Origin of the sequence: Streptomyces sp. 71268 (assembly GCF_029392895.1) — a bacterium.
Classification (GTDB): domain Bacteria; phylum Actinomycetota; class Actinomycetes; order Streptomycetales; family Streptomycetaceae; genus Streptomyces.
The window spans coordinates 525,644-552,424 of sequence record NZ_CP114200.1; the positions used below are offsets into that span (position 1 = coordinate 525,644).

Genomic DNA, 26,781 nt, shown 5'->3' on the forward strand with positions numbered 1-26,781 from the left:
CGAAGTGTCGCGAAGAAGTGTCCGGGGAATTCCCAGAATTCACTTCCGTCACAGCGTGCGGCGCGGCTCCCCGCGCGGTCCGGCGGCGGCGACGGGCGTTGTCAGTGGTGGCTGGCACTATCGGCGGCATGACGGAGAACAAGGACTGGCGGCCGTTCCTGGAGCGCTGGAGCCGGGAGTGGGCGGGGGCCGCGGCGCACGAGGCGGCGGACGGCGAGCTTTCGGACGAGGACCAGGAGGCCCTGCGGGAGCGCTGGTTGGGGTTCCCGCCCGCCTCCGAGGAGCGCGTCCGCGCCCTGGAGGAGCGGCTGGGCCATCGCCTGCCGCCCTCGTACCGGACGTTCCTGGCGGTGAGCGACGGCTGGCGGCACGCGGGTGGGTTCGTCTATCTGCTCGCCGGCACCGACGACGCCCGGTGGCACCAGGACGAGTCGGGGTTGTCGGAGTTCTTCCCCGGCGAGTTGGAGGACGACCCGACACCCGATGACGTGCTGCTGGCCGGGATGTGGGAGCGGGCCCTGCAACTGGACGTGGTCTCGGACGCCATGTACGTCCTGCTGGACCCGGGTGACGTGGGCGACGACGGCGAGTGGGCCGTGTACTGCTACGCCTCGTGGCGTGCCGCTCCACCGAAGCGGTACGCGTCGTTCCGCGCGTTCATGGACGAGATGTACCGCGAGTTCCACCGTCTGCGGGTCAGCGCGGCGGACCGGGCCGGAGTGGAGTTCGTCAACCCGACGACGCGCGGGCTCGACGCGTCCGTCGAGGCGGCCCGGTTGGACGCGTTGGCCGGGCGGTACGAACGGGCCGAGGCGGCGCTGGCGGAGGCGCTGGCGTACGGCAGGCCACGGGCGAAGGAGCTACGCGACCAGATACGCCGGCTGCTCGGGGAGACCTACATGGTCGACTTCGGCACGCTCGCGTGCGATCCGGTGTACGCGCCGGAGATCCTTCCCCTGCTGGCGGCCGAGCACGTGGACCGTGGCCACGACGACGCCGTGTGGGGCTACACACCGCACGGCGCTTCGGACGCGGTACGCGAGCTGGCTGACGAGGTCCTGCGGCGCACGCGGGAGGGCAAGGGCGGCTACCGCTACACCGCCGCGGGTGAGTTAGGGCGCGCCGTCGAACGGGCGCGGGAGCAGGCGCGCTGGGGTGAGACGGACGCGGCGTGGCGGACGCTGCGCGCCGCGCTGCCGGTGTGGCGTCCGCTGGGTCCCGACCACCTCGCACCGGTCGGCCTCTGTGTCGATCCTCTCCTCGGCCCTGTCCTCACCCCGGAGCGGGGCCGCGAGTTGCTGGCCACCCCACGGGCCAGTCAGGCGGGCGAGGTTCCGGTCCCGGCGGCGGGCTCGGACCCGTCGGGCCTGGCCTGGCTGGTGGACGAGGGCCCGGGTGGGTTGCTGGCCTCGTACCGCTTCGTGCTCGTGGAGTCGGTGGGGCCGGTCGACCTCCCGGGCCGCCTCGGCGCTACCGACGCCGGCGATCTGGGCGAGCCGACGCCCCTGGGGCGCGCGCGAGGCCAGCGCCGGGCCGACGTGACGTGGGAGGACGAGGCCGTGGTCGCCGTCGGCTCGGCCGGTCCCGACTGGAGCTTCGCGTTGGAGGCGCGGCCCCTCAGCGAATTCGCGGAGCACCGGTTCGCCTCCCCCGGCACCGCCGCGTCCCGGGGTACCCGCGCGGTGACCGTGTGGAGCGACCCGGTCCGGGCCCGCCGCCGCGGCCTGTTCCACCTCTCCGTGGCCGAGGACGGAGCGGAGCGGTACGCGTTCACCGTGCGGGATGGCGAGGTCACCAGCCACGGGCCCGTGCCGGACGCGTTCGACCCCGGTCGGCTCTTCCCGTCGGACGACCCGCACGCCGAGCGGCTGGGCGAGCGCCGCGCCCTGGAGGCGCTGGCGGCCGAGTTCGGCGTGCGGCTGCCGCGCGCCGCCCTCACCGGCGGGCGCCTGCACACCTTCCGTACCCGGCCGTGGAACCGGCCGCCGGCTCCCGGCGAGACACAGATGTACGTGACCGTCCGTTTCACCTCTGACCAGCCGTGACGCCCGGACTGCCGGGCTCGCACGGGGGCGCGTCCGGCTCGGTGGGCGGACCGCGTCCGCCGGGCCGGGCCTCAGACGTTCTCAGAGACCAGCACCGCGGTGGTGCCGGGCTCCAGCGCGCGGAAGACGTGCGGGACATCGGCGGGGTACGCGATGTAGTCCCCTGGGTGTAGTTCGACGGGCTCCGCGGCCACGCCGACGAGCGCCCGGCCGGTGCTGAGCACCACGTGCTCGACCACGCCGGGCGTGTGCGGACTGGAGGTGCGCTGGCTGCCGGGTTCGGCGGTGATGGTGTAGATGTCCCGGCGGGCTCCCGGCGGGCCGATCGCCAGCAACGTGGCCTGGTAGTCGGCGTGTTCGGCGGCGAAGACCGGGCCCTGCCCGGCGCGGACCACCCGTACCCGGGGCGTGGGCAGGTCGAGCAGCCGGGAGAAGGGGATGCCGAGCGTGACGCAGATGGACCACAGCGTCTCCAGGCTGGGGTTGCCGGTGCCGGACTCAAGGAGGGAGAGCGTGGACTTGGACAGCCCGGCGCGGCGGGCCACCTCGCTGAGCGAGAGGCCGGCGCGGCGACGCTCCTGACGCAGGGCCGGGGCGATGGTCGCCATCAGGGGCACCGGGCCCGAGGCGGGCGGCGGGGCGTCGTGCGGCGGCGGGGCGGGGGGGATCCGTTGGCGACATGAGCATCCGTTGTGGTTGACCGGGCGATTCGGCGTGTTCATTATATTCAACATGCGATCGATTTGGGGAACCCTCGATCGGGACCTCCTGCGCGGAATCGTGTTGACCTGCCTCGCGGTGGGCGCCATCGGCGTCTCCTACGGCGCGATCTGCGTCGCCGAGGGCCTCCCCCTGTGGTTTCCGGCCGTCGCCGCCGTGTTGGTGCTCGCCGCGTCGTCGGAGTTCCTGTTCGTCGGGATGATCGCGGCGGGCGGCAGCCCCGTGGCCGCGACCCTGGTCGCGTTGCTGGCCAACGCCAGACACCTGCCGTACGGGCTGGCGATCCCGCCCCAGGTGATCCAGCCCGGCTGGCGGCGGGTGGTGGCCTCACACCTGATGAACGACGAGAGCGTGGTGCTGGCCCTGGCCCAGCCCGACGTTCCCCGCCAGCGCGGCGCCTACTGGGTGTGCGGTCTCGGCATGCTGATCTGCTGGCCGGCCGGGGCGATGCTCGGGGCACTGGCCGGGGACGTCGTCCACGACACCGAGGCGCTCGGGCTCGACGCGATGTTCCCCGCGGTCATCCTGGCCCTGATGCTGCCGGCCCTGCGCGAACGCGCGATGCGCGGGGCGGTGCTGGCCGGGGCGGCGATCGCGCTGGCCACGACGCCCTTCCTGCCGGCCGGCCTGCCCGTGCTGCTGGCCCTGTTCGCCGTGTTCCTCAACCCCGCCCCCAAGGGGCGCCAGGAGGCGCTGTAGTGCCCTACTCCCCCACGGTGCTGGTGGCGCTCCTGGCCCTGGCCGCCGGCACGTTCGTCTTCCGCTTCACCGGGCCGGTGTTGCGCTCCCGCCTCACGTTCCCGCCACGGGCCGAGCACCTGCTGAACACGTCGGCGATGGTGTTGCTGGGTTCGCTCGTGGTGACCGCCACGCTGGCGACCGGCCAGCACATCGGCGGGGTCGCCCGGCCGGTGGGCGTGGCGGTGGGCGGCGTGCTGGCCTACCGGAAAGTCCCCTTCCTGGTGGTGGTGATCGCCGCCGCGGCCGTCACGGCGGCGCTGCGCCTGCTGTCCGTGCCGTGACTCGCCGGTGCGCTCGACTCCGGCTGCCCGTCCGCCTGTTGATCCACCGCGTAAGGGCAAAGACGCTGCCCCGGACGCCCGTGCCACGCGAGGAGGACAACGCGGCCATCCGCCTGTCCGGCAACCACGGCGATGGGGGGCCTCGGCAGGGGGAACCGTATGGGAGAGACTGCGGCATGGAGTTCTTCTGCTACCACCGCGACCGGCCCGGTTCCCTGTCACTGCGCATGGACCTGCTGGAAGAGCACTGGTCGTACATGGACCGGTACGCGAAGGAGATGATCGCGCGTGGCCCGACCTTCGCCGACGACGGTGAGACGCCCACCGGCAGCGTGCACGTAGTCGACCTGCCGAACCCGGCCGCCGCCCGCGCGTTCGCCTTCGACGAGCCCGGCTACCAGGCCGGCGTGTACCAGGACGTGCTGCTACGCCGCTGGCAGAACCTCCTGGGCCGCACCATGTGGGACTTCCCCGGCGGCCTGGCCGGCGGCGACCGGTACCTGGTGCTCGGCCTCGGCACCGGACAGCCCACCGCCCCCAGCGCCCTCCCGGACACCGACGACCTGATCGCCTACGGGCCACTGCTCTCCGACGACGGCGCCACCTGGCTGGGTACGGCGGCGCTGGTCCAGGCGCCGGACCCGGACACCGCGCGCGCCACCCTCGCCCCGGACCACCACGACCACGTCGAGGTCCACGACTGGCAGTGCGGCGGCAGGCGCTGACGGACCGGGGCTCCGTAGGGCCACGCGGCGCTAGGTTCTGTCGTCAAATGATCTTGGGTGGTGGATCATGGTCGGGTGTCACGGCGCCATGAACTGTCGGATGACGAGTGGGAGTTCGTCCGCCCTTTGCTGCCCCGGTCAGAGCGAGGGCGGAAGCGGCTGGACGAGCGGACGGTCCTCAACGGAATCGTCTGGGAGTTCCGGACGGGTGCGGCCTGGCGAGACGTGCCGGAGCGGTACGGATCCTGGGCCACGCTGCACACCCCGCTTCCGCCGAAGGAGGACGGAGGCCTGCCCGCGCGGCCGGTACTGGACTCCGCTCAGCCGCTGCCACTCGGGGTCGGGGGCCTCGATGCCTCAGGGGGCGAGCTGGGCGCGGGCCGGGCGGGCGGGCAGGAGGAGGCGTCACAGGGCGGAGTCGACGAGCTGCTGCCAGGGGTCCTCGGCCGGCTGGAATTGCCTGTTGAAGACGCTCTGGTAGTAGTCGTACTGCATGCGGTCCATCGCGGTCGGGTCCACTCCGCGGAACGTCCCGTCCAGGACGGTGTTGCCTCCTTGTGTGACCCAGACACGGATCTGGTTCGCGATGTAGGTGGGGCTGCCACCGGCATCCGGGAGGAGGACGGCCTCCGCTCTGACCGTCACCGGGTTCGCCGGGCTCGCGTTGTCCTTGCAAAATTTCGTGATGTTCCCCTCGAGCATCGTCATCTGGGTGTTGGAGTCAAAGGTCCCGGCCACGAGATTGCCCGCTTCGTTGCCTCCACCGATCGCGCTGCCTATGACGTGCAGCCACTCCCAGCGCATGGTGTCCGCGTCCGGGAAGCCGACCTTCTTGGCGTAGTTCAGGGCGGAGTAGTTGCCCATGGCGCGTGCACGCGTCTGGCTCTCGTCCCCACGGGCGCAGGGGCCTGTAAGTTTGATCTCCTGGGTGATCCGTAGATTCGCGGGACGCGGTGGCGCGCCGAGGTTGTCCTTGGGTTTCGCCGGATTCTGGTGGGGGGCGCGGGAGGCGGGAGTCGGCCCGTAGTAGATCAGCCCGTCGCTTGTCGCCTCGGTCCTGAGAACCCACTTGTGCTGGTTCACGAGGGCTTCCGTCTCCCGGACGGTCTTGCCCATATGCTCATCGAGTTGCTCGAGAAACTGAGGGTCTCGCTGCGTCTTGAGCAGGTTCTTCCCGAGGTCCAGGTGCCCCACCGTGAGGGTATGCCGCCTGGCGATTTCCCGGGCCTTCACGTCGTCGGTGAAGACGATTCCCCCGGCCGGATGGACGGCGCGGCTCCGGACGCTGAAGGCCCGGCTCTCGCCGACCAGACGCTTCAGGTTCTTCTCGACCTCGGTGGAGAGCTCCGCCAGGGTCCAGCCGTTGAACTCGATCGTGAACCACGCGTTCGGGTCCTGTTGCTTCTCGACGTCCGCCAAGTCGACATCGCCGTGCGTTATTTCCGCGAGATACTCCGAGAGTATCTGGAGTTCCTGCTCGTTCAGAGCGGTGAGTGATCGGGCGCGGCTGCCTGGCTTGCTCACCTTCGGGGGCCTCGACTCGTCCCTCAGCCGCTGTACCGCGTTGCCGAGCGCGTGCGCGTTGTCCGGCGCCTGGGCGTGGTCCGGCATCTCGTCGTGGCATCCGGCGGCTCCGGCGCCCCGCCCGGTCGAGTGGTCGGGAACCGGCGCGGAGAGCACTCGACGGGCGTTGGCCTCCGCCTCGCGCTCGAACCGGTCGGCCGGATCCGAGATCTTCAGGCCGCGGCCGTCGTCGGTGCCCGCGACCGGGCCCTGGCGCTGCTGTACGACGTGCGTGAGCTCATGGGCAAAGGTGTGCCGGTCGGCGCCGCCGTCGCCGATGACGATATGAGAGCCCGACGTGTAGGCCCGGGCGCCAACCTCGGCCGCCGAGGCCCGGGCCGCGCTGTCGTCATGGACGCGGACATCGGAGAAGTCGGCCCCGAGCCTCGCTTCCATGTCTGTGCGGGTCGCGTCGTCCAACGGCTTGCCGGCCGACCGCAGGACTTCGTGTACGGTCGAACGCCGCTGCACCGGAGGCGGTCCGGGAAGAGGGTGCGCAGGACCGGCACCTTGCTGGTGCCGCTCCCCGGGCTGCGTGGGTTGCGCGAGCTGCGCGGGTTGGGCGGGTTGCACGGGTTGCGCCGTCCGGCGGAGCATCCGCAGGACGGCGTCGTTTCCTACGGTGGCCTGCAGGGCGAGCAGCTCCGTCGGCGGGCCCGACCGCGCCCCGGCGGCCGCTCCGGGTGTCCGGGCTGTCATGCCTGGCCTGACGGCCTGCCGCTCGCCTCTGCCGTCCCTGTCCTGCGCCCGCACCCCGGTCCCCTCTCCCGCCTGCCGGCCTCCTGCTTAGCACAGGGCGAACGAGGCGGGGTAGAGCAGCAAGGATCAGGGCAACCCACAGTGCCTGAAGGTGCAACGATCAGGGCCGGCATCGACCGGCACACCCGCTCAGCGATCGGACGGTGCGGCCTCGGCTCCTTCACGGGTCGGAGACAGGTGGCGCCGGCGGGGAGGTGTCCGGCGGGATCCGGCGGCGCATACGCCACCTCCCCCGTGGGTGGCGCTGCGCCGCGCACCAACGAGACTCGCCACTCGCTCAACCTGAGTCCTCCTGACGCGCTTGAACACGTCAGATCATCAGGGAAGCCCTGACCTTGTGAGCGAGCTCCCCGGCGTGGGAGCGTAGCGGTGTGGGCTAGGTTCTGTCGTCAAATGATCTTGGGTAGTGGATCATGGTCGGGTGATACGGCGCCATGAACTGTCGGATGCCGAGTGAGAGTTCGTCCGCCCTTTGCTGCCCCGGTCAGAGCGAGGGCGGAAGCGGCTGGACGATCGGACGGCGGACGGGTACGGCCTGGCGAGACGTGCCGGAGCGGTACGGATCCTGGGCCACGCTGCACACCCGCTTCCGCCGATGGGCTAAGGACGGCACCTTCGAGCGGATGCTCCGCAAAGCCCAGGCGGACGCGGCCCGGCGGGATCGACTGGCTGGTGTCGGTCGATTCCACCGTCGTCCGAGCCCACCAGCACGCCGCCGGAGCCCGAAGAGGGGGTTTCGAGACCCGGCACTCGGCCGCTCCAGAGGGGGACTGACCAGCAAGATTGATCTGGTCTGCGATGCCGTCGGCCGACCGCTCGCTTTCGTTTTCACCAGCGGGAACACCAACGACTGCACCCAGTTCACCGCCGTGATGGAAGCGATACGGGTGCCCCGCGTCGGCCCCGGCAGACCCCGCGTACGGCCCGATCACGCCCTGGGAGACAAGGGCTACAGCTCCAAGGCGATCCGGGCCTGGCTGCGGCGCCGGGGCATCACGCACACCATCCCTGAACGGGCCGACCAGATCCGCGACCGGGCCCGTCGCGGCAGTCTCGGCGGACGCCCCTGACAGTCGATCGCGAAATCTACAAGCGGCGCAATGTAGTGGAACGGTGCTTCAACCGCTTGAAGCAATGGCGCGGCATCGCGACTCGCTACGACAAGACCGCCGAGTCCTACCAGGCAGCCGTCACCCTTGTCTCGCTGCTGATGTGGGCGTGACGCTTTGACGACAACTCCTAGGCCAACAGGTCTCGCGCCGCGTAGTAGGCGCGCAGGGCCGCCTCGCTGCCGGAGCCGATGGCGGTGGCGATGCGCTGGTAGCGGGCCGAGCGCAGGTCGCCGGCGATGCTGACGCGGGGGTGTTGGGCGTCGGGCGGGCAGTAACCACTCGCATCGCGCACCAGGTCGCCGAGGGGCGCGGTGGGGGTGCTGCCGATGCTGAGGAACGCGGCGTCCGCCGTGACCGTACGGCGTCGGCCCTCGCGATCCACCACCTGGGCCACCGGCGCGCCCCGTGTGCCGGGCGGGAGGGTGAGGTGGCGCACCGGCAGGAGCGTGACGCGGGGGTCGTCGCCGACCTCCTCGACCTTGTAGTCGTCGCTCACCGGGTAGGCCACGAGCAGGCGGGTGCGAATCCTCGGGTGGGCCCGCAGGAAGGTGCCGATCGGGCGGTCGCCGCCGAGGACGAGCAGGGTGCGCCCCTTAGCGTCGGCGGCGTCGGCCGCCCACAGCGGTGGCAGGCGCGGGTCGGCGGGGGCGGTGAGCCAGCCGACGTCCCCCGGTTGCCGCGGGCCGACGCCGGTGGCGACGACGGCGTGCGGGGCCGCGATGCGGGTGCCGTCGTCCAACTCCACGGTGACCTGGTCGTCGTCGGCGCGCAGGTGGGTGACCCGCCGGCCGAGTTCGACGCGGCAGGCGGTGGTGGCGTGCAACTCCGCGGCCAGGGAGTCAGCCAGCGCTGGGCCGCTGGTGTGGCCGCCGGGGACGTTGTCCAGCACGGGAACGCGGTGGAGGTTGTGGCACACGGCGTCCGGCTCGACGAGGACCGAGCGCAGCCCCACGCTGGCCGCCATCCGCGCGGCGGCGCAACCGGCGGGCCCTCCACCGACGATGATCAGGTCGGTCATGTTCGTACCGGTCGCTCCCGCGCGGGGCGGCGTGCGGGTCATGCCGTCACCCCTTCAGGAACGCCGCGGTGGTCGACACGAACCGGTCGGCGTCATCGAGCCAGGGGTAGTGGCCGGCACCCGGTTGCACCACGAGCGTGGCGTCGGGGAACAGCGCCGCGAACTCGGCCGCCGACCGCGGCGGGCTGTTCAGGTCGAATTCTCCGGCGAGCAGCAGAACCGGGGTCTGGCAGGCGGCGAGCGCCGCGCGGGTGGACTCCGGCTGGAAGGCGCCGTCGGCGGCGAAGAGGGCGACGGCTTCCTCGTTCGTCGGCTGGCTGGCCGCGTGGTGTCGCCGCGCCGCGGCGTCCCAGCGGCCCCAGAAGAAGGGCGCGATCGCCTCCCAGTCGCTGCCCGTACCGTCGGTGATCGCCTCCAGGGCGGCGAACGCCGCGGGAAACCACGGTTCGTTCGCGCGACGTCGCGCCAGCTCGCGTCGCGTCTCCGCCGTGATCGCCAGGCCGACGGCGCGCGGGCTGGGCCCCACCAACACGAGCCTGTTGACGTTCCTCGGATAGCGGGCCACGTACTGCGTCGCGACGTTCGTGCCGGCGGAGTGGCTCAGCAGGTCGACGCGCGGGAGCCCGAGGTGTTCGCGTAGCGCCTCGACGTCGTCGACCAGGCGGTCGCAACGGTACGACGAGGTGTCGTCGGGCAGCGCGGACTCGCCGGTGCCGCGCGGGTCCACCATGACGAGTTGGCGGTGCTGGGAGAGGCCACCCAGGTCACCGAGGTAGCCGGCGGCTGTGGGGCCTCCGGGGAGGCAGACGACCGGCTCGCCGTCCCCGATGGTGCGGTAGGCGAGCCGTACTCCGTCGGGCGCGTGGAAGGTGGGCATGGTGGGGACCCTGTCACCCGGCACCGGACCGCCACAACCCACCACGGACGTGAGGCTGTCCGATGCCCGCGTCAGGCCGTGCCAGGCCGTGTCGGTTCCGCCCGCCCGGGCCCGGCCGCCCGGCGTCGCGCGTCCGCGCGGCTCAGCGCGCGGCGAGCGCGGACTCGCGTAGCTTCGCCGGCCTCAGGCCGGCCGCGTCCGCCGCCGCGAGCACCCGCTTGAGGTCGCCTTCCAGTTGCGGGCCCATGTGCAGCAGCACGATGTCCCCACGGTTCAGTTCGGGTGTGGGCGGCGTCCAGGAGCCCCAGGTGGTGAGATCGTGGGTCCAGGTCACCACGGCCTCGGCCCCGCAAGCGGTGGCGGCGGTGCGGGTGTCGTCGTCGTAGTACGGCCACTGGTGGTCCTGACCGCCGGCCGGGCGGAACAACCGCGGGCTGTCGCCGAAGGCGGACAACTGCTGGTCGCGGGCGCCGCAGATCTCCGCCCGCTGTTCGGCCGCGCTCAGCGTGGTCATGTCGCGGTGGCTGACGGTGTGGTTCTCGACGCGGGCGGGGCTGTGGGCGAGCAGGGTGCGGTAGTAGTCCATGTCCCGCTGGTAGGCGCCGGGCAGCAGGAAGAGCGATGCGGGGACCCGCCGGTCGATCAGCAACTTCCGGGCGCCGGCCGCTGCTTCCGTGCCCCAGCCGTCGTCGATCGTGATGAACAGAACCGGGTCCTCGGTGTCGACGTGGGTGTACACGGGCGCGGGTGCGGGCGCGGTCACCGAGCCGCCGGCGGCGTCGGCCGCCGGAGCGGCCATCCCCAGAGGCAACAGCAAGGCCGCGAGCGCGGCGAGCGTTCCACGGATTCTCGACATGCCCCACATAATTGGTCCAGACCACATCGCTGTCAATGGATCGCCCGCCCCCGCGGACCGCCTCGTTGGCCACCCCAGCAGGCCTCCCTCCGCGGTGAAGTCGGCGACCGTTTCACGCCACCGCCCGCGCACGCGTCGACCCCGTTCAGGCCAACTACCGCGCCTTATCGGCTAGTTGTCTGGGACAGGTCCCCTCCCCCGCCCGCGTGGCGCCCGCGACCCCGGCCGCCTTGCGGGAAGTGCTCGCGGACGGCCAGCCTGTGGCCGGCCCGTTACGCGGCCGTGCTAGCCGCCGTTGCCAGGGCGCCCGTACTCCCCGAACCTCATCCGGAGGCCACCGTGTACGTCGCACCGCCCCTCGTGCCCGCCACCGCCGTCGCCGGCGCACGCCTCCGACCGGCCACCCCGCCACCCTGGCCCGGGTTCGCCGCCGTACGCCGTGCTGAGCGGGACCGGAACCGGGACACGGCGGCCGGCGCACGGGGGTGCCGCCGTGCGACCGGACGCCCCCAGCCCGCCGGGGTCGACGGGGGCCGGGGGTGGCGGGGTTGAAGCGGGAGCGGGAGTTCGCGAGCGGGGTCTCGGCGGCGGAACAGGAACTGTTCGGCGGCCGGCTGCGTTGGAACCACGCGTACGTCGAGCACGAGGGCGCGCTCGCGCGCACCGGGTTCGGCCAGATGACCTCGGCGCTGCCGCGCATGATGGCCGTGGTACTGCGGGCCGGCTGGGCCGCGGACCGGCGGGCGTTGATCGGGCTCGTGGTGGCCCAGGTGGGGCAGGGCGTCACGGGCGCCACGGGGTTGGTGGCGGTCAACGGGGTCCTCACCCACCTGTTCGCGGACGGCCCCACCCCCGACAAGCTGCGGCAGTCGTTGCCCGCGCTCGTCGTGTTGGCGGTGGTGTCGGTCGGTACGGCGCTGCTGGCGGCCTGGTCGACCGCCATGTCCGGCCGGCTCGAACCACAGATCGAGCGGGCCGTGTCCACCCAGTACTACCGGGCCGTCACGCGCGTGGAGGTGGCGGCGACCGAGCGGCCGGAGATCCAACGGCATCTGGAGGCCGGCAAGTTCGGCACGGACTCGGCGCGCCGCATGCTCGGCCTGTCGGTGGGCATCACGGGCGTCCTGATCAGCATGGTGGCCTCGGCCGCCGTGCTGGCCTCGCTGCACTGGGCGCTGCTGCCGATGCTGCTGGCGATCGCCGTGCCCAAGGGGTGGGGGGCCGTCCGTACGGCGCGCCGCGAGTACCTCTCGCGCCGGCACTGGGTCGATCACCGGCGCGCGGTGGCCACGCTGTTGCAGTACCTGACGATGCCGCACGCCGCGGGCGAGATCAGGGCGCACGAGGCCGGCACGCTCCTGCTGCGCGGCTACGAGGAGATGTCGCGGCTGATGGAGACCGAGCAGCGACGGCTGGCCCGGGCCCAGGCGCACACCGAGCTGGTCGCGGGGGCCTTCTCCGGCCTGGCGTCGCTGGGCTGCTACGGGATGCTGTGGTGGCTGCTGACCAGCGGCGGCCTGCCGTTGGCCGTGGGTGGCACCGCGGTGGTCGCCATCCGCAACTCGACCGCCGGGCTCACTTCGCTGGTGCGCCAGGTCAACCGCATGTACGAGGAGATGTTGCAGTTCAGCGACACCGAGGAGGCCACGCGGTTGGCGGCCGAGCACGCCATCCCGCGCACGGGTGCGCCGCTGCCGTCGCCGGTGCGGGCGGTGCGGGTGGAGAAGGTGTCGTTCACCTACCCGGGAGCCGCCGAGCCCGCGCTCACCGACGTGAGCCTGCGGGTACGCCCGGGAGAGGTGACCGCGTTGGTGGGCATGAACGGCTCGGGCAAGTCCACGCTGGCCAAGATCCTCGCGGGGCTCGTGCTGCCCACCGAGGGCGCCGTGTGGTGGGAGGGCGCCGACGGGGAGCGGGTCGAGCTGCGCGAGGCCGACCGGGCGCAGGTCTTCCGCTCGGTCGGCCTGTTGGCGCAGGACTTCCCGCAGTGGCAGATGACCGCGGCGGCCAACGTCGCCGTCGGCGCCGGCGACCGCGACCGCGACATGGCGCAGGTCAGGTCCGCGGCCCGAGCGGCCGACGTGGACACGTTGGTCGAGGGCCTGGCACACGGGTGGGACTCGATCGTCTTCAAGGGGTACGAGCGCGGCGTACAGCTCTCGGGCGGTCAGTGGCAGAAGCTCGCCACCGCGCGCAGCCGCTACCGGGGCGCGCCGTTCCTGCTGGTCGACGAGCCGACCTCGGCACTCGACCCGCACGCCGAGATCGAGGCCTTCGAGCAACTGCGTCAGCTCGCCGACGACGGCACCGCCGTGGTCCTGATCACCCACCGGCTCGCCGCGACCGCCACCGCCGACCACATCTACGTCCTCGACGCCGGGCGCGTCGCCGAGGACGGCACCCACGACCAGCTCATGGCCAGCCCCGGGGGCCTGTACCAGCGGATGTTCCAACGCCAGGCGGCCCAGTACGGGCACCCGCCCACGCCACCGCACGACCTGCCCGCCGCCCGCCGGGCCGGCGCGCCCCATCCCGACGCGGCGGACTGACGCCGCGCGGTCAACCGCCCCCACGCCGGGCGCGCGAGGCGGCCCACCCACGGGCGCTACTCGGGCGCACCCACGGGCGCCGCCGGGCGCGCCCGGCGGACGGGCCCAGCGGGCTGGCCACGGCGGCCCGCGAAACGTGGTCGCCGGGGCGCGCGCCGCGGGTGAGAATCGAGGCGCGGGACACGCGCGAAGGGGAATCGACCGTGGTGAACACCCTGAACCTGTGGCGGCACGGGCTCGGAGCGGTGCCCGAAGACGTCTGGCGGCAGACCGAGCTGAACGTGCTGATCCTGGCGGACAACGGGCTCACGGACCTCCCGGAGGCGATCGGCGCGCTGCGCGGGTTGACCACCCTGGACCTCGGACACAACGCGCTCGCCTCGCTGCCCGACGCGCTGGGTCAGCTCACCGGGCTCAGCGGCTGCCTGTACCTGCACGACAACCGGCTCACCCGGCTCCCGGACACGCTCGGCGACCTGACCCGGTTGCGCTACCTGAACGTCGGCGAGAACGACCTCACCACCCTGCCGGCGGCCCTCGGACGCATGGCCGGCCTGGTCGAACTCCGCGCCCAGCACAACCGGCTCGGCACGCTGCCCGAGACCATCGGTGGCCTGCGCGCCCTGCGCGAACTCTGGCTGCGCGGCAACGCGATCACGCACCTGCCCCCGTCCGTCGCCGACCTGCGCGAGCTGCGCCACCTGGAGTTGCGCGAGAACGCCCTGTCCGCGCTGCCCTCGGCCCTGGCCGCCCTGCCCCGACTGCGCCAGCTCGACCTGCGGAGCAACCGCCTGCGCCACCTGCCGGAGTGGCTGGCCCGGATGCCCGCGCTGGAGAAACTGGACCTGCGGTGGAACGAGGTGGACCCGACCCACCCACTGGTTGCCGCGTTGGAGCACCGCGGATGCGTCGTCCTGACCTGAGCATCCCGTACGCACGGGCCACCCCACGACACCACCACCGTCACCGCCGTACCCCACCGGCCGCTCCCCATCGCGCCCGACGAGCAGTCGCCACCGCTCCCGCCCGCGCCAGCAAGCCCACGCGCGGCCGCCCCCACCGCCTCCCCGGGAGCCTCGCGCTCCGCCACCGGTCCGCTTCGATCACGTACGAGTTCTTCCGCATACGGGTTCTATCGCTTACGAGTTCCGTCGCTTACGAACGTGAGGATGAGCAGTTCCGTGACGCATGACGCCCGATTCCGGTCCGAGTTGCCCGCCGGTTCCCTCGTCGACGACGTGGCCGGCCTGACCGAACTCCTACGGTGCGCGGGACGGTTGCCCGACGGCGGCCGGGTCACGGCCGCGCGGGCGACGCCGGTGGACGGCTCGGGCCTGGTGGGGACGGTCGTACGGCTACGGCTCGCGTACGCGCCGGACGGGCCGCCGGGGCCGGCGTCGCTGGTGCTGAAGACCGCCTCCGCCGCCCTCATCGAAGGCCCACGACTCGCCGAAGTTGAGGCGGAGTTCTACCGTCACCTCGCTCCCCGGCTGCCCGAACCGGTCGCTCCCCACGTACTGGGCAGCGGGCGCGAGGCGGGCGGCGGCCCACGCTGGCTGCTCCTTGAGGACCTGGGCGAGCGGGGTTTCGTCCGGCAGTTCGACGGCTGCTCGGCCGAGCAGGCCCTGGCCGCGGTGCGCAAGCTGGCCGCGCTGCACGCCCCGTGGTGGGGCCGCGACCTGCCGGCCGGCGCCCGGGAGATCACCGTGCCCCGGGACGCCACGGTCACCGCGTTCTGCGCGCGCTGGCTGGGCTCCTACACCGGCGCCTGGCCGCCGGTGCTGGGCGACGCGCCGCACCGGCTGCTGGCCGGCTTCGACCGGTTGGTCACCCGTCTCGCCGCGGCGCCCCGCACCCTCGTACACGGCGACTTCCACAGCCAGAACATCGCGTTCGGCGCGGCTGACCGGCCCCGGGACGTCCGGTTCGTCGACTTCCAGTTCGCCCAGCACGGCCGCGGCCCGCTGGACGTGGCCCGCTTCCTGGCCACCAGCCTGACCCCGCGGCTGCGGCGAGCGGTCGAGGCCGACCTCGTACGGGAGTACCACCGGGTACTCCTCGCACGCGGCGTCACCGGCTACGACCTCGACCGCTGCCGGCACGACGTGCGCGCCGCGCTGCCGTGGAACCTCGCCACGCCCCTGGCCCTGCACGTCATGGCCGTCCAGCAGCGGGGCCGCGAGTGGCCCGCCCGGTTCCCGATCATCGAACGCTGCCTGGCCGCCATCGACGACTGGGATGCCTGGAACGTCCCGTAACGTCGGCGACCTGACGTACGGGCGCCGACCAGGCGTCGCGCGGAGGCCCGCCCGGTCCGCGACGGCAGCGACAACCTGAGGGCGCGGCAAGCCCCGTGGCCGTGCTGTCAGAGTGGTCAGGGTGACCGACGTGACGACCTTTCCCGCGCAGTACGCCAGGACCCGCCGCTTCGCGCTCGGCGTCCCTCGACACTTCGCCGTCGCCGGCGACGGCAGCCGCGTCTTCTTCGTCCGTTCCGCCAGTGGCAGCGACCCGACGAGTTCGCTGTGGGTGTGGGAGGACGGCGAGGAACGCGTGCTCGCCGGCCCACGACAACTCACCGGCCCGCGCCGGGCGCTGCCCACCGCGGAACGGCTGCGCCGCGAGCGCGCCCGGGAGCCCTCGGAGGGCGTGGTCTCCTTCAGCATCGACCGCGACGGACGGATAGCCGCCTTCCCGCTCGGGGGCGCGCTGTGGGCGGTACGCACCGACGGCGCGCCGTTCCCGGTGGCGGCCGCCGGCCCGGTGGTGGACCCGCGCCTGTCCCCGGACGGACGGCGGATCGGCTACGTCACCGAGGGGGCGTTGCACGTCGTGGAGCTGACGCCGCCGGACGGCACGACACCGAACGGCACGGGCGGCGCGGCCGGTGCGGCGGGTCCGGGCGCGGCCGCCCGGCGCGGGCACGGCGCGGGCACGGACCGGCTGTTGCTCGCGCCGGAGGGCCCGGAGGTCAGCTACGGGCTGCCCGAGTACGTGGCCGCCGAGTCGATGGGCCGCGACCGCGGCTTCTGGTGGGCTCCCGACGGGAGGTCACTGCTCGTGGCCCGGGTGGACGTCAGCCCCATACGGCAGGTGTTCATCGGCGACGCGGCGCGCCCGGAGCGGCGGCCACGCACGGTGCGCTACCCGTCGGCCGGCACCGCCAACGCGGACGTGTCCCTGCACGTCGTCCACCTCGACGGCCGGCGCACCGAAGTGCGCTGGGACCGGGCCGCGTTCGAGTACCTGGTCACCGCGGGCTGGGAGGATACGGACACGCTGGCGAGCGCGGACACGGGCGCGGGCGTCCCGGCGCCCGCCACGGCCCCTGGCCCCGCCGCACGGCCACGGCCCGTCCTGTCCGTGCAGAGCCGCGACCAGCGCACCCTGCGGGTCCTCACCGCCGATCCGGACACCGGCGAGACCCACGTCCTGCACGAGCGGCGGGACCCGGCCTGGGTACAGATCGTGCCCGGCATCCCGGCCCGCACCGCTTCCGGCGCCCGGGTCTGGCCGTGGGAGAGCGCCGACACGCGGGGGCTACGCGTGGTCCCGGCCGGTCACGGGGCGACTGACGGCGCGGCTGGCCACGGGGGCGACGGGCGGTCCGGGGCGGGCGTGGGCCAGCCGGTGTTCGAGACTCCCGAGGGCCTCCAACTGGACGCGGTGCTCGGCGTCGACGGCGAGCGGGTGCTGTTCGCCGCCAGCGCGGAGCCCACCGAGCGCCATGTGTGGTCGTACGCGCCGGAGGCGGGCCTGCGGCGGCTGAGCCGGGACCCGGGGGTGCACGACGCGGTCTGCGGCGGGGGCACCGTCGTCATCGACAGCCGCACGCCCGAGGGAGACACGGTCACGGTCGTACGGGACGGGGTACCGGTGGGGCGGATCGGCTCGCGTGCCGAGCAGCCGGTCCTCACCCCGCGCCCCACGCTGCTGCGGCTGGGTGAGCGCGCGCTGCGCAGCGCGCTCTACCTGCCGTCGTGGCACACCCCGGGGGACGGCAAGCTGCCCGTGTTGCTCGACCCGTACGCCGGGCCGGCGCTGCGGGTCGTACGGCGCTGCCACGGGTGGTGGACGTGTGTCTCGCAGTGGCTGGCCGAGCAGGGGTTCGCCGTGCTGGTCACCGACGGCCGGGGCACTCCGGGGCGCGGGCCGGCCTGGGAGAAGGCCGTCCACGGTGACGTGCTCACGCCGGTCCTGGACGACCAGGTCGAGGCGCTGTACGCGGCGGCGGCCGAGCATCCCAGCCTGGACCTGGGGCGGGTGGCGATCCGTGGCTGGTCGTTCGGCGGCTACCTGGCGGCCGCGGCCGTGCTGCACCGGCCGCGGGTCTTCCACGCCGCCATCGCCGGCGCGGCCCCCGCCGACCAGCGGCTGTACGACACGCACTGGAAGGAGCGGTTCCTGGGCCACCCCGACGAGCAGCCGGCCGCCTACGACGCCACGTCCCTGGTCGGCCACGGCCACCTGCTGCGTCGACCGCTGCTGCTGGTGCACGGGCTCGCTGACGACAACGTGCTGGCGGCGCACACGCTGCGCTTCTCGGCGGAACTGCTGTCCTTCGGACGGCCACATACGGTGCTGCCGCTCCCGGGCGCCACGCACCTCCCCGTGGACAATGCGGTCACCGAAAACCTTCTGCGGTTCCAGGTCGACTTCCTCCACCGGTCCCTCGGCTCCTCGGCACCGGGCCCAGCTCGTCCGCGTGGAACCTCCGCAGCGATCTCCAGCCGGGAGGCAGCACCATGATCCAAGAGCCGACGAGGACCCGTCCGAACGCGACCCGCCGCACCGTGGTCACGGCCGTCGGGGTGGCCGGCCTGTCCGCCGTGCTCGCCGCGTGCGGCGACGACGGGGGCGGCGACGGACAGTCGTCGGACGCCCGCGAGCTAGGCAAGACGTCCGACATCCCCGAGGGCGGCGGCGTCGTCTACAAGAAGCACAAGGTGGTCGTGGTCCAGCCAACACCCGGCGACTACAAAGCGTTCACGTCCATCTGCACGCACCAGGGCTGTCCGGTCGCGAACGTGTCCGGCGGCACCATCAACTGCGACTGCCACGGCAGCAAGTTCGACATCGCCGACGGCAGCGTCAAGGCCGGCCCGGCCCGGCGCCCCCTCAAGGCGGCGAAGGTCACCGTCTCGGGCGACACCCTCACCCTGCGCTGACCCGCTCGCGCGGCCGGTCGTCACGGTCGAGCGTCACGAGGGGTCGTCACGGCAGGTCGTCACGACGGGTCGTCTCGGCCGGCCAGCGCGGCGGGCCAGCGCCGCGGGGCATGCGCCGCTCAGGACGGGCCCGGTTCGCCCTCCTCCACCGCGCCGAGTTCCACCGCGGTCGCCCGCAGCACCTCCACCGCCGCCCGTATCGACGGGCGGCGGTCGGCGTCCGCGCGCCAGGCGGCGTAGATGTGCCGCCGCATGGTGTGCCGAACGGGCACCACGCGCACCCCGCTCGGCACCGGGCCCCGGCCCAGGCGCGGGGCGACGGCGACGCCGAGCCCGGCGGCGATCAGGGCGAGCTGGGTGTGGTGCTCCTCCGCCATGTGGCAGATCCGGGGCTCGATGCCCGCGCCGCGCAGCGTGAGCATCAGCCAGTCGTGGCAGAACTCGCCCTTGGGCCAGGACACCCACTCGTCGCCCGCGAACTCCTCCAGATCCACCACGCTCCGGTCGGCGAGCGGGTGTGAGGCCGGCATCGCCACGTCGGCGACGTCGTCCAACAGGGGCGCCTTGACCAGTCCCTCGGGCACCGGGAGGGGCTTGTTATACCAGTCGAGCACCACCGCGAGGTCCACGTCTCCGCGCACCACCGCGGGGATCGACTCATCGGGCTCCATCTCCCGCAGGTGGGCACGGAGTTTGGGATGCTCCTCGCGGAGCCGGGCCAGCGCCGTGGGGAACAGCCCGCGCGCCGCGGTCGGAAAGGCGCCCAGCACCAACTCGCCGACGGCCTGCCCGCGCTGCGCCTCCAGATCCGCCTGGGCCAGCTCTACCTGGGACAGGATGCGCGACGCGTGATCGGCCAGGAGCCGTCCGGCGTCGGTCAGCCGCACCCCCCTGCCGTTCTTGGCGAGCAGTTGCTGCCCTGTCTCACGCTCCAGCTTGGCCAGTTGCTGGGAGACGGCGGAGGTGGTCACGTGCAGTCCGTCGGCTGCGGCGCTGACGGAGCCGTGGCGAGCGACGGCGTAGAGCGTACGCAGACGGTCCAGGTTCAACATGTAAGCGATGCTACGTGAAGGGGGCCACAAAATTTCGATTGTTCTAATCCGTGACGACCATCATCGTGATACCCATGCGCACGCCCCCCGCCCCTCGCACCGCCGCGACCACCCCGCGCGCGACCACCGCCCCGTCCCCCGGAGCCCCCGCATCCGCGCCCGCTCCGACCCAGGTCGCCACCGCGCGGACCGGGACGCTCCCGACGGCCGAGCGCCCCGCGGCGCGCGAGCGCACCCGCGGCCGGCCGGGGTGGCGGCTGCGGTTCGCCGTACTGTGCCTCATCTGGGGCTTCAGCTTCCTCCTCATCAAGGTCGGCACCGACGGCTTCGCCCCGCTGTACGTGACGCTCGGGCGGCTGCTGTTCGGCACGCTCGTGCTGCTCGCGGTCCTGGCCGTCAAGCGGGAGCGGCTACCGCGCGGCGTCCGCACCTGGGGCCACCTCGCCGTGGCGGCCTTCCTCCTCAACGCCTTTCCGTTCTCCTTGTTCGCCTACGCCGAACTGCACATCTCCTCCACCCTGGCCGGGATCTGCAACGCCACCACCCCGCTGTGGGGCATGCTGCTCTCGCTCGTCGCCCTGTCCGAGGACCGCCCCACCCGTCGCCGCATCGCCGGCCTGGGCCTCGGGTTCGTCGGCGTACTCACCGTGCTCGGCGCCTGGCAGGGCTTCTCCGGCCAGGACCCGGCGGGCACCGCGATGGCCCTGACGGCCTCGCTCAGCTACGCGGTCGGCTGGATCTACGTGCGCCGCACCCTGGCCCACACATCGCACTCCAATCTCTCCATGGCGGGCGGCCAGCTCCTGCTGGGCACGATCCAACTCGGCCTCGTCACGCCCTTCTTCGCCGCCGCCCCCGACTCCCTGCCGATGCTCCCCCTGCTGTCCGTGCTGGCCCTGGGCGCGCTGGGCACGGGCCTGGCGTTCCTGCTCCAGTACGGCCTGGTCGCCGAGGTCGGGCCGACGACGGCCACGCTGGTGACCTACTTCATCCCGGTGATCGCCACGGCGGCGGGCGTACTGCTCCTCGGTGAGGCGCTGACCTGGAACACCCCGGTCGGGGCGGTCATCGTCCTCGCGGGCGCGGCCCTGACCCAGCGCGGGCCGCGCCGTACCGTCGCCGCACACCGGCCCGGCGAGCCGTCACGTCAGCCGTAGCGCCCCACGAGCGTCGGGCGGACCGCGGCCGCGACGGTGTCCGCGAGCCCCTCGACGTCATCGACGTCGATCGCGGATATGGTCAGCCGGATGCCCTGCGGAGAGGCCATCCGGAAGCGGGCCCCGGGGGCGACGGCCCAACCGGCGTGCAGCATGCGGGAGACCGCGCCGGTCTCGTCGGGCACCGGCACCCACACGTTCATCCCGCTGCGCCCGTACGCCTCGATCCCCCGCTCGGCCAGCGCCGCGATGAGGGCGTCGCGGCGCTCACCGTAGGACCGCGCGACCCGGCCCGGCTGGACGGCCTCCGTCTCCCATAGCCGTATCACCACATCCTGGAGCAGGTGGCTGACCCAGCCGGGGCCGAGCCGCGAGCGGCCCCCGACCCGGTCCACCGTGACCGGGTCGCCGGCGAGCGTGGCCAGTCGCAGGTCGGGACCGAGCGCCTTGGCCGTCGAGCGGACCAGCACCCAGTGGTCGGTGATCCCGGCCAGTGAGTGCAGGGGCAGGTCGACGATGCCGTGCCCGTGGTCGTCCTCGATCAGCAGCAGGCCCGGGTGGTCGGCCAGTATCCCGCGCAGCTCGCGCGAGCGCTCGGCGCTGACGGCCGCGCCCGTCGGGTTCTGCGCGCGGCTGGTGACCACCAGCGCCCTGGCGCCCCGCCGCACCGCCCGCTCGACGTGGTCGGGAAGCGGGCCGTCGTCGTCGAGCGCCACCGGCTCGGGCCGCAGGCCCAACGCCGGGATGAGGTCGAGCAGGCCGCCCCACCCCGGGTCTTCGACGGCCACCACGTCACCCGGCCGCAGATGGGCCGCGAGCACCCGCTCTATGCCGTCGAGGGCGCCCGAGACGACGGTGATCGGCCCGTCCGGCACCCCGTCGGCGCGCAGCGCCGCCCGCGCCATCCGAGCCAGCTCGGCGGAGACCAGCGGCGCCCCGTAGAGCACCGGCCGCTCCGCGTACCGCGCGGCGGCCGACGCCAGGGCGTCATCGAGCGAGGGCAGCAGGGCCGGGTCCGGGTTTCCCATCGCGAGGTCCCGAACGCCTTCGGGAACGTCGACGCCCAGCATCTCCCGGGCCGTGGTCGAGGGACGCGAGCGCACCCGACTGCCCCGACGGCCGGCCGTCTCGATCACCCCGCGATCGCGCAGCGAGCGATAGGCGGCCGCCACCGTATTGGGATTCACCCCCAGCGAGACCGCCAACTCCCGCATGGGCGGCAGCAGTTCACCGGGGGCGAGGCCACCCGCTCCGACGGCCCGCTCCACGCTGGCGGCGATATCAGCAGCGCGCCGCCCTTCGATCCGATACTCTCCTAGCACAATGACGAGTATGCACTAATACAAAGGAGAAGGCAATGGCCGCCGTCGAATCCGCCTCCACCTTCACCCCCGCGCCGGAGGCTGACAAGACCGCCGATGGCGCACCCCCCGCCGCGTACGGCCCGACCAGCCGCACCGTCACCTCGCGCGACCGCGACCGCGCCTCCTACGACCGCGAACTGGTCCATTCGCTGCTCGACCAGTCCTACGTCTGCCACCTCGGGTTCGTCAGGGACGGCGCCCCGGTCGTCCTGCCGACGCTCTACGCGCGCGTGGGCGAGCGGCTGTACGTGCACGGTTCCACCGGCTCGCGCCCGCTGCGCATGGCGGCGGCCAACCCCTCGGCGGCCGGCGACGGCGCGACCGCCACCGACGGGGCCGCCGCCACCCCCGACGCGGCCGACCCGGGCACCGCCTCCTCCGGCGATGCCGCGGACACCGAGCAGTCGCGGCCCGGCCTCGCGGTGTGCCTGACCGTGACCCACCTGGACGGCGTGGTCCTCGCGCGCTCCGCCTTCCACCACTCCATCAACTACCGCTCGGTCGTGGTGCACGGCGTGGCCCACCAGGTCACCGACCCGGACGAGCGCACCGTGGCCCTCGATGCCCTGGTCAACCACGTCGTGCCGGGCCGCGCCGCCGACTGCCGGCCCGGGAACGCCAAGGAGTTGGCCGCCACCGCCGTGCTCCGCCTCGACCTCAAGGAGGTGTCGGCGAAGTGGCGCGACGGCGGCCCCAACGACGAGCCGGAGGACCTCGGACTGCCGCACTGGGCCGGGGTGCTGCCCGTCGCGCCGCGTTACGGCACGCCCATCCCCTCCGACGACCTCGACCCGGCCATCCCGCTCCCCGACTACCTCGCCGGCGGCTGACCCGGAGCGCAGCGGTACGGCACGACCAGTACAGCGGCACAGCACCACAGCGGGGCACCGCACGAAAGGCAGCGCACGGATGTTGATCCACCCCTGGGACGCCGCCCAGGACGACGCCGAATGGCAGTCCTGGTTGGCCCGTCACGACTTCGGCCACCTCGCGGCGAACGGCCCGCCCGGCGCGCCACCGCTCGTGCAGCCCACGCACTTCGCCTACGACGAACAACGCCGGGAGGCCCTGCTGCACCTGGCCCGACCCCACCCGATCTGGTCAGCGATCGAGGCGTGCCCGGAGGTGTTGCTCAGCGTCGCGGACGACTACGTCTTCGTACCAGGCCCCTGGCTGGCCGACGCGGACCTACCTCCCGAACACGGCGTTCCCACCACCTTCTACGCGGCCGTACAGCTCAGTTGCACCGCGCACATAGTCGACGACCCCACGGCCAAGGCAGCCCTCCTGACCAGGCAGCTCGCGCACTTCCAGCCGGAGGGCGGCTCCGCGCCCGTGGTCGCCGGCCAGGAGCCGTACGGCCGCTCGCTGGCCGGCATCCGCGGCCTGCGGCTTGAGGTGATGGGCGTACGGGCCAAGTTCAAGTACGCCAACCAGCGGTCGGAGCGGGTCCGGCAGCGGACGGCGGACGCCCTGGCCTCCCGTGGCGCGCCCCGGGACGCCGCGGCCCGGGCCCACCAGGTGCGGCGCGGCGCCTGGACCGCGACGGCGGGCTGAGCACCCGCGCCGCGCCAGCCGCCATCCCGGTCACCGCCGGCCTTCGGCCGGCCCCACGTCACGCGTGCGCGTGACGTGGGGCCCCGGCCGGCGCGAGCGGGCCGGCCACGCGGGGCTCACCCCGCCCGGCCGGCCCGACGCCACCCCTCCGGCGCGGCGATCAGCCCGTCGACGCCGCGTCGGCCCTCGCCGCCGGAGCACTGCGCGCCTCGGCGAGCGCCAGGGCGACCACGGCGCACAGCAACACGGCGGTACCCAGCACCGTCGCGACCGTCAGCCGCTCGTCGAGCAGCGCGACGGCGATGACCGCGGCCGTGACCGGTTCGATCAGCGTGATCACGGAGACCGTGGTGGCGCGCACCACGGCCAGGCCGGTGAAGTACAGGCCGTAGGCCAGTGCCGTCGGCACGGCGGCGATGTAGACCAGCAGGGCCACCGTCTGTCCCAGGTGCTGCGCCTGCGGCAGCGGCCCCTCCGCCAACGCGAAGGGCAACAGGCACCCGGTGCACACGGCGAACGACGTCATCGTGGTGACGTACGGGTCCGTGCCGCCACCGTCGCGGCCCAGGTAGCGGGTGTAGACGGTGATGGTGGCGTACCCGGCCGCCGACAGCAGCGCGAGCCCGACCCCCGCCGGGCGGACCGCGCCGGTGCCCTCGCTGCCGAACACGAGAACCGACAGGCCGACCACCGCTCCGGCGACGGCGCACGCGCCGCCGACTCCAAGACGCTCGCCGACGACGGCCCTGCCGGCCAGCGCCACCATGACCGGCGCGGCGCCGAGCGTGACGACGGTGGCGACGGCCAGGCCGGTGGAGTCGACCGCCTCGAAGTAGGCGGCCTGGAAGACGGTCAGCCCCAGGCCCGTGACGACGACGCGTGTCGTACGGTCGCGGCGCGAGGGGCGGGGGTTGGCGCGCGGTGCGTACGCCCGCGTACGGCGGGCGCGGAGCAGCACCACGGGGAGCATGAGGGCGAGACCGCCCAGCGTGCGCCAGAAGGTGAGGGCGAGGGGGCCGAGACCACTGGTGTCGTACAGCAGCGAGGCCGCCGCGCCGGCGGTGCCCCAGGTGGTGGCGGCGAAGGTGATGTAGGCGAGCCCGCGCCCCACGGGCAGGGCGGAGCGCACAGGAGTGAGCACGAGGTTTCTCCCACGGAAGACAGCCCGAGCGGGCTGGTGTCGGTCGCGTCGTCCCGTCTGCGGGCAGCGTCAACTCGTCCGAGGCCCCGCCTCGAACTCGGTCTTCCGGTGAGAGCCGCCCGCCCTAGCGGGCAGGAGGCGGCAGAACAGTCATGGGCACGATCGGGACCCTAAGCGGTCTGCGAGCCCTCGGACAACTCCGTATCGCCCTCCGGAACGGACCCCGCGCACGCCCGCCCGCCGTCGCCGCCCGCGAGCCGGCCCGCAGGCTCTGTCGCGCCCTCCGCACCGTCCGCGACGGCAGGCGACGAGCCCGCGACCGGCGTCGCGGGAGCGCGCCGGGGCGCCGAGGTCTGCGCGATGAAGGCGCCGCTGAGCACCACCAGGCCGCCGAGCACCTGCGGCGCCGAGAGCCGCTCGCCCAGCAGCACCCAGGCCAGCACGGTCGCGACCACGGCTTCGAGGCACGCGACGACGCCCGCCACCGGAGGTGACAGGTGTCGTACGGCCAGGACGCCGGTCAGGTAGGCGACGACCGTACTCACCACCACGACCCAGACCAGGAGGAGCGCGGCCGGAACGCGCGTGCCATCCAGGTCCGCCCGCCCGCCGAGCACCGACCAGTCCATCCCCCAGGGCCGGGCGATCACGGTGAGCACGAGCGTCCCGATCAGCAGCCCGTACGCGACCACGCCCAGCGGATCGACCGGCTCCGCGTCGTCGCCGCCATGGTCGGAGAGCAGGAAGTAGCCGACCTGACAGCAAGCGGCGCCGAGACCCAGGAGCAGCCCGATGGCGTCGAAGCTCAGCCCGGCCCAGAGTTCGACCACGCAGGCCAGCCCGCCGACGGCCAACGCGACGCCGACGGCGGCGGCGCGACTGACCGGGCGGCGCTGCACGAAGCGCACCCAGCCGAGCAGCAGCGCGGGCCCGAGGTACTCGATGAGCAGGGCGACCCCCACCGGGATGCGGGAGATCGCCGCGAAGTAACACGCCTGCACGCCGGCGACCGCGAGCAGACCGAAGCCGACGAGCAGCGCCGGGCGCCGCACCAGCAGGGAGCGGTGGTGCCAGGCCACCGGCAGGAGCAGCAGGGCCGCGCCCGCCGCACGCAGCCAGGTCACCTGGAGCGGGTCGAGCCCCGCCTCGATGAGCGGCTTCGCGGCGACGCCGGAACTGCCGAAGGTGAGCGCCGACGCCAGCGCGAGCCCGAGCCCCGCGCCGCGCCCCTGAGACACGTGCATCGGCACATCATGTCAGCCCGCGTCAGGACCGTCACGCGGTTCACTGCTGGCGGCCTCCATGGTCAGCCGGGCCGATTCCGCGGCCACCCGCAGCGCCAGCGCGTCCAGGTCCACGCCGGCCCCGAGCAGCACCTCCACCGCGCGGCACTCGCGGTCGTCGGTGAGCGCGACGAAGAGGTCGAACCCCTGGGCCTGCGCGGCGCCGCGCGCCGCGGCCCGCTCGTCCGCCCGCGCCACGGCCGCCGCGACGGCCGGCGACCACGCGGCACGCCCCGCGTGGACCACTGGCACGGCACCGGAGTCCTCCACGGTGCCGTGCCAGTTGAGGCCGTAACCGATGGTGCGCTGCGCCAGATAGCTCAGCACCCGCGCCACCTGCGGTGGGCCGCCCTCGAAGGCCGCCGTCGCGCGCGGGACGGTCTCCAAGACGGTGTGCAGCAGGTGCGCGGTGTCGATGTGTCGATCACCGTCGCGATAGGCACGCCGGCGGGCCGCGGCGACCACCGCCGCGAGCTCGTCGCTGAGGGCGACGGCAAGGCTGTCGGCGTCCGTGGCAGCGGCATCGACACCGCCCGCGCCGGCCGGGCCGACGGCGCCGAGGGCCGCACGGAGGCCGCCGGAAGCAACCGATCCCGCCTGGCCAGGAAGGGGAGTACGATTTTGCACCCTCTCACCACATCAGCCCTGGTAGCCCGAAGCATCCACGCAGGGGATCATTTGGCCATCCAACGCTGGGTGGGCACGCGGCTCCTCGGCCTCCTCCTTGCGGATGAGATCCGTACGCTCACGCGGCCATGCCGCGAGCCGGCGTACGCCAGCCCCGCCGCACGCACTCCGCCACGCGGGCTCGCG

The 26,781-nt window shown here is 73.5% G+C and carries 22 protein-coding genes and 1 pseudogene; 13 read left to right on the plus strand and 10 right to left on the minus strand.

The window, feature by feature from the left end:
* The first annotated feature begins 128 nt into the window (after positions 1–128).
* Positions 129–2,045 carry an SMI1/KNR4 family protein gene (locus tag OYE22_RS01830; protein WP_277318742.1) on the plus strand — a complete coding sequence of 639 codons (1,917 nt, stop codon included), beginning with the start codon at positions 129–131 and terminating at the stop codon, positions 2,043–2,045.
* 71 nt (positions 2,046–2,116) lie between these two features.
* Here OYE22_RS01830 and OYE22_RS01835 read toward each other — a convergent pair whose 3' ends face one another.
* A complete protein-coding gene (locus tag OYE22_RS01835; protein WP_277318743.1) occupies positions 2,117–2,653 on the minus strand; it encodes an XRE family transcriptional regulator in 537 nt (178 codons plus the stop codon).
* A gap of 124 nt (positions 2,654–2,777) precedes the next feature.
* On the opposite strand from OYE22_RS01835, the gene OYE22_RS01840 reads away from it, so the two are divergent.
* From OYE22_RS01840 to OYE22_RS01850, 3 genes are all read left to right on the plus strand, one after another.
* Positions 2,778–3,464: an AzlC family ABC transporter permease gene (locus OYE22_RS01840; protein WP_277318744.1), complete on the plus strand. Its 687-nt coding sequence runs from the start codon at positions 2,778–2,780 to the stop codon at positions 3,462–3,464.
* The gene (locus tag OYE22_RS01845; RefSeq protein ID WP_277318745.1) at positions 3,464–3,787 is read left to right on the plus strand and encodes an AzlD domain-containing protein; all 324 of its coding nucleotides are present in this window, start codon (positions 3,464–3,466) and stop codon (positions 3,785–3,787) included. Before OYE22_RS01840 ends, OYE22_RS01845 begins: the two co-directional genes overlap by 1 nt.
* A 176-nt stretch (positions 3,788–3,963) precedes the next feature.
* On the plus strand, positions 3,964–4,512 hold the full coding sequence (locus OYE22_RS01850) for a YciI family protein (protein WP_277318746.1): 549 nt from the start codon (positions 3,964–3,966) through the stop codon (positions 4,510–4,512).
* A 405-nt stretch (positions 4,513–4,917) separates the two neighbouring features.
* Here the strand turns inward: OYE22_RS01850 and OYE22_RS01855 are convergent, their stop codons facing one another.
* The gene (locus OYE22_RS01855; protein ID WP_277318747.1) at positions 4,918–6,774 is read right to left on the minus strand and encodes a DUF4157 domain-containing protein; all 1,857 of its coding nucleotides are present in this window, start codon (positions 6,772–6,774) and stop codon (positions 4,918–4,920) included.
* 532 nt (positions 6,775–7,306) lie between these two features.
* Here OYE22_RS01855 and OYE22_RS01860 point away from each other — a divergent pair.
* Positions 7,307–8,056 (plus strand): annotated as a pseudogene (locus OYE22_RS01860) (IS5 family transposase).
* 17 nt (positions 8,057–8,073) lie between these two features.
* Here OYE22_RS01860 and OYE22_RS01865 read toward each other — a convergent pair.
* The 3 genes from OYE22_RS01865 to OYE22_RS01875 all read right to left on the minus strand — a co-directional run bounded on the left by OYE22_RS01865 (position 8,074) and on the right by OYE22_RS01875 (position 10,697).
* A complete protein-coding gene (locus OYE22_RS01865) occupies positions 8,074–9,006 on the minus strand; it encodes an FAD-dependent oxidoreductase (RefSeq protein WP_277318748.1) in 933 nt (310 codons plus the stop codon).
* Between the two features lie 4 nt (positions 9,007–9,010).
* Positions 9,011–9,841: an alpha/beta hydrolase gene (locus OYE22_RS01870; protein WP_277318749.1), complete on the minus strand. Its 831-nt coding sequence runs from the start codon at positions 9,839–9,841 to the stop codon at positions 9,011–9,013.
* Between the two features lie 142 nt (positions 9,842–9,983).
* Positions 9,984–10,697, minus strand: a complete 714-nt coding sequence (locus tag OYE22_RS01875) for a polysaccharide deacetylase family protein (RefSeq protein ID WP_277318750.1) — start codon at positions 10,695–10,697, stop codon at positions 9,984–9,986.
* A 548-nt stretch (positions 10,698–11,245) separates the two neighbouring features.
* Here OYE22_RS01875 and OYE22_RS01880 point away from each other — a divergent pair.
* The 5 genes from OYE22_RS01880 to OYE22_RS01900 all read left to right on the plus strand — a co-directional run bounded on the left by OYE22_RS01880 (position 11,246) and on the right by OYE22_RS01900 (position 18,414).
* On the plus strand, positions 11,246–13,246 hold the full coding sequence (locus OYE22_RS01880; protein ID WP_277318751.1) for an ABC transporter ATP-binding protein: 2,001 nt from the start codon (positions 11,246–11,248) through the stop codon (positions 13,244–13,246).
* 203 nt (positions 13,247–13,449) lie between these two features.
* Positions 13,450–14,169: a leucine-rich repeat domain-containing protein gene (locus tag OYE22_RS01885; protein ID WP_277318752.1), complete on the plus strand. Its 720-nt coding sequence runs from the start codon at positions 13,450–13,452 to the stop codon at positions 14,167–14,169.
* A gap of 246 nt (positions 14,170–14,415) precedes the next feature.
* Complete coding sequence (locus tag OYE22_RS01890; RefSeq protein ID WP_277318753.1) at positions 14,416–15,504, plus strand: phosphotransferase; 1,089 nt, start codon at positions 14,416–14,418, stop codon at positions 15,502–15,504.
* Between the two features lie 121 nt (positions 15,505–15,625).
* On the plus strand, positions 15,626–17,995 hold the full coding sequence (locus OYE22_RS01895; RefSeq protein ID WP_277318754.1) for a prolyl oligopeptidase family serine peptidase: 2,370 nt from the start codon (positions 15,626–15,628) through the stop codon (positions 17,993–17,995).
* Positions 17,992–18,414, plus strand: a complete 423-nt coding sequence (locus OYE22_RS01900; RefSeq protein WP_277318755.1) for a Rieske (2Fe-2S) protein — start codon at positions 17,992–17,994, stop codon at positions 18,412–18,414. The genes OYE22_RS01895 and OYE22_RS01900 overlap by 4 nt, the downstream gene beginning before the upstream one ends.
* Positions 18,415–18,533: 119 nt before the next feature.
* On the opposite strand, the gene OYE22_RS01905 is transcribed toward OYE22_RS01900, so the two are convergent.
* Positions 18,534–19,466 carry a LysR family transcriptional regulator gene (locus tag OYE22_RS01905; protein ID WP_277318756.1) on the minus strand — a complete coding sequence of 311 codons (933 nt, stop codon included), beginning with the start codon at positions 19,464–19,466 and terminating at the stop codon, positions 18,534–18,536.
* A 74-nt stretch (positions 19,467–19,540) separates the two neighbouring features.
* Here OYE22_RS01905 and OYE22_RS01910 point away from each other — a divergent pair, with 74 nt between their 5' ends.
* Positions 19,541–20,623 carry a DMT family transporter gene (locus OYE22_RS01910; RefSeq protein ID WP_277318757.1) on the plus strand — a complete coding sequence of 361 codons (1,083 nt, stop codon included), beginning with the start codon at positions 19,541–19,543 and terminating at the stop codon, positions 20,621–20,623.
* Here the strand turns inward: OYE22_RS01910 and OYE22_RS01915 are convergent.
* Complete coding sequence (locus tag OYE22_RS01915; RefSeq protein ID WP_277318758.1) at positions 20,614–21,945, minus strand: aminotransferase class I/II-fold pyridoxal phosphate-dependent enzyme; 1,332 nt, start codon at positions 21,943–21,945, stop codon at positions 20,614–20,616. The genes OYE22_RS01910 and OYE22_RS01915 overlap by 10 nt on opposite strands.
* Before the next feature lie 35 nt (positions 21,946–21,980).
* Here OYE22_RS01915 and OYE22_RS01920 point away from each other — a divergent pair, with 35 nt between their 5' ends.
* Both OYE22_RS01920 and OYE22_RS01925 read left to right on the plus strand, forming a co-directional pair.
* Positions 21,981–22,817: a pyridoxamine 5'-phosphate oxidase family protein gene (locus tag OYE22_RS01920; RefSeq protein ID WP_277318759.1), complete on the plus strand. Its 837-nt coding sequence runs from the start codon at positions 21,981–21,983 to the stop codon at positions 22,815–22,817.
* 79 nt (positions 22,818–22,896) lie between these two features.
* Positions 22,897–23,544, plus strand: a complete 648-nt coding sequence (locus OYE22_RS01925) for an FMN-binding negative transcriptional regulator (RefSeq protein WP_277318760.1) — start codon at positions 22,897–22,899, stop codon at positions 23,542–23,544.
* Positions 23,545–23,704: 160 nt separating this feature from the next.
* Here the strand turns inward: OYE22_RS01925 and OYE22_RS01930 are convergent, their stop codons facing one another.
* The 3 genes from OYE22_RS01930 to OYE22_RS01940 all read right to left on the minus strand — a co-directional run bounded on the left by OYE22_RS01930 (position 23,705) and on the right by OYE22_RS01940 (position 26,595).
* On the minus strand, positions 23,705–24,685 hold the full coding sequence (locus tag OYE22_RS01930; RefSeq protein ID WP_277318761.1) for an EamA family transporter: 981 nt from the start codon (positions 24,683–24,685) through the stop codon (positions 23,705–23,707).
* A gap of 170 nt (positions 24,686–24,855) precedes the next feature.
* Positions 24,856–25,929 (minus strand): DMT family transporter, encoded by a 1,074-nt coding sequence (locus OYE22_RS01935; protein WP_277318762.1) that lies wholly within the window; start codon positions 25,927–25,929, stop codon positions 24,856–24,858.
* A 12-nt stretch (positions 25,930–25,941) separates the two neighbouring features.
* Positions 25,942–26,595 (minus strand): peptidase, encoded by a 654-nt coding sequence (locus tag OYE22_RS01940; protein ID WP_277318763.1) that lies wholly within the window; start codon positions 26,593–26,595, stop codon positions 25,942–25,944.
* Positions 26,596–26,781: the final 186 nt, after the last annotated feature.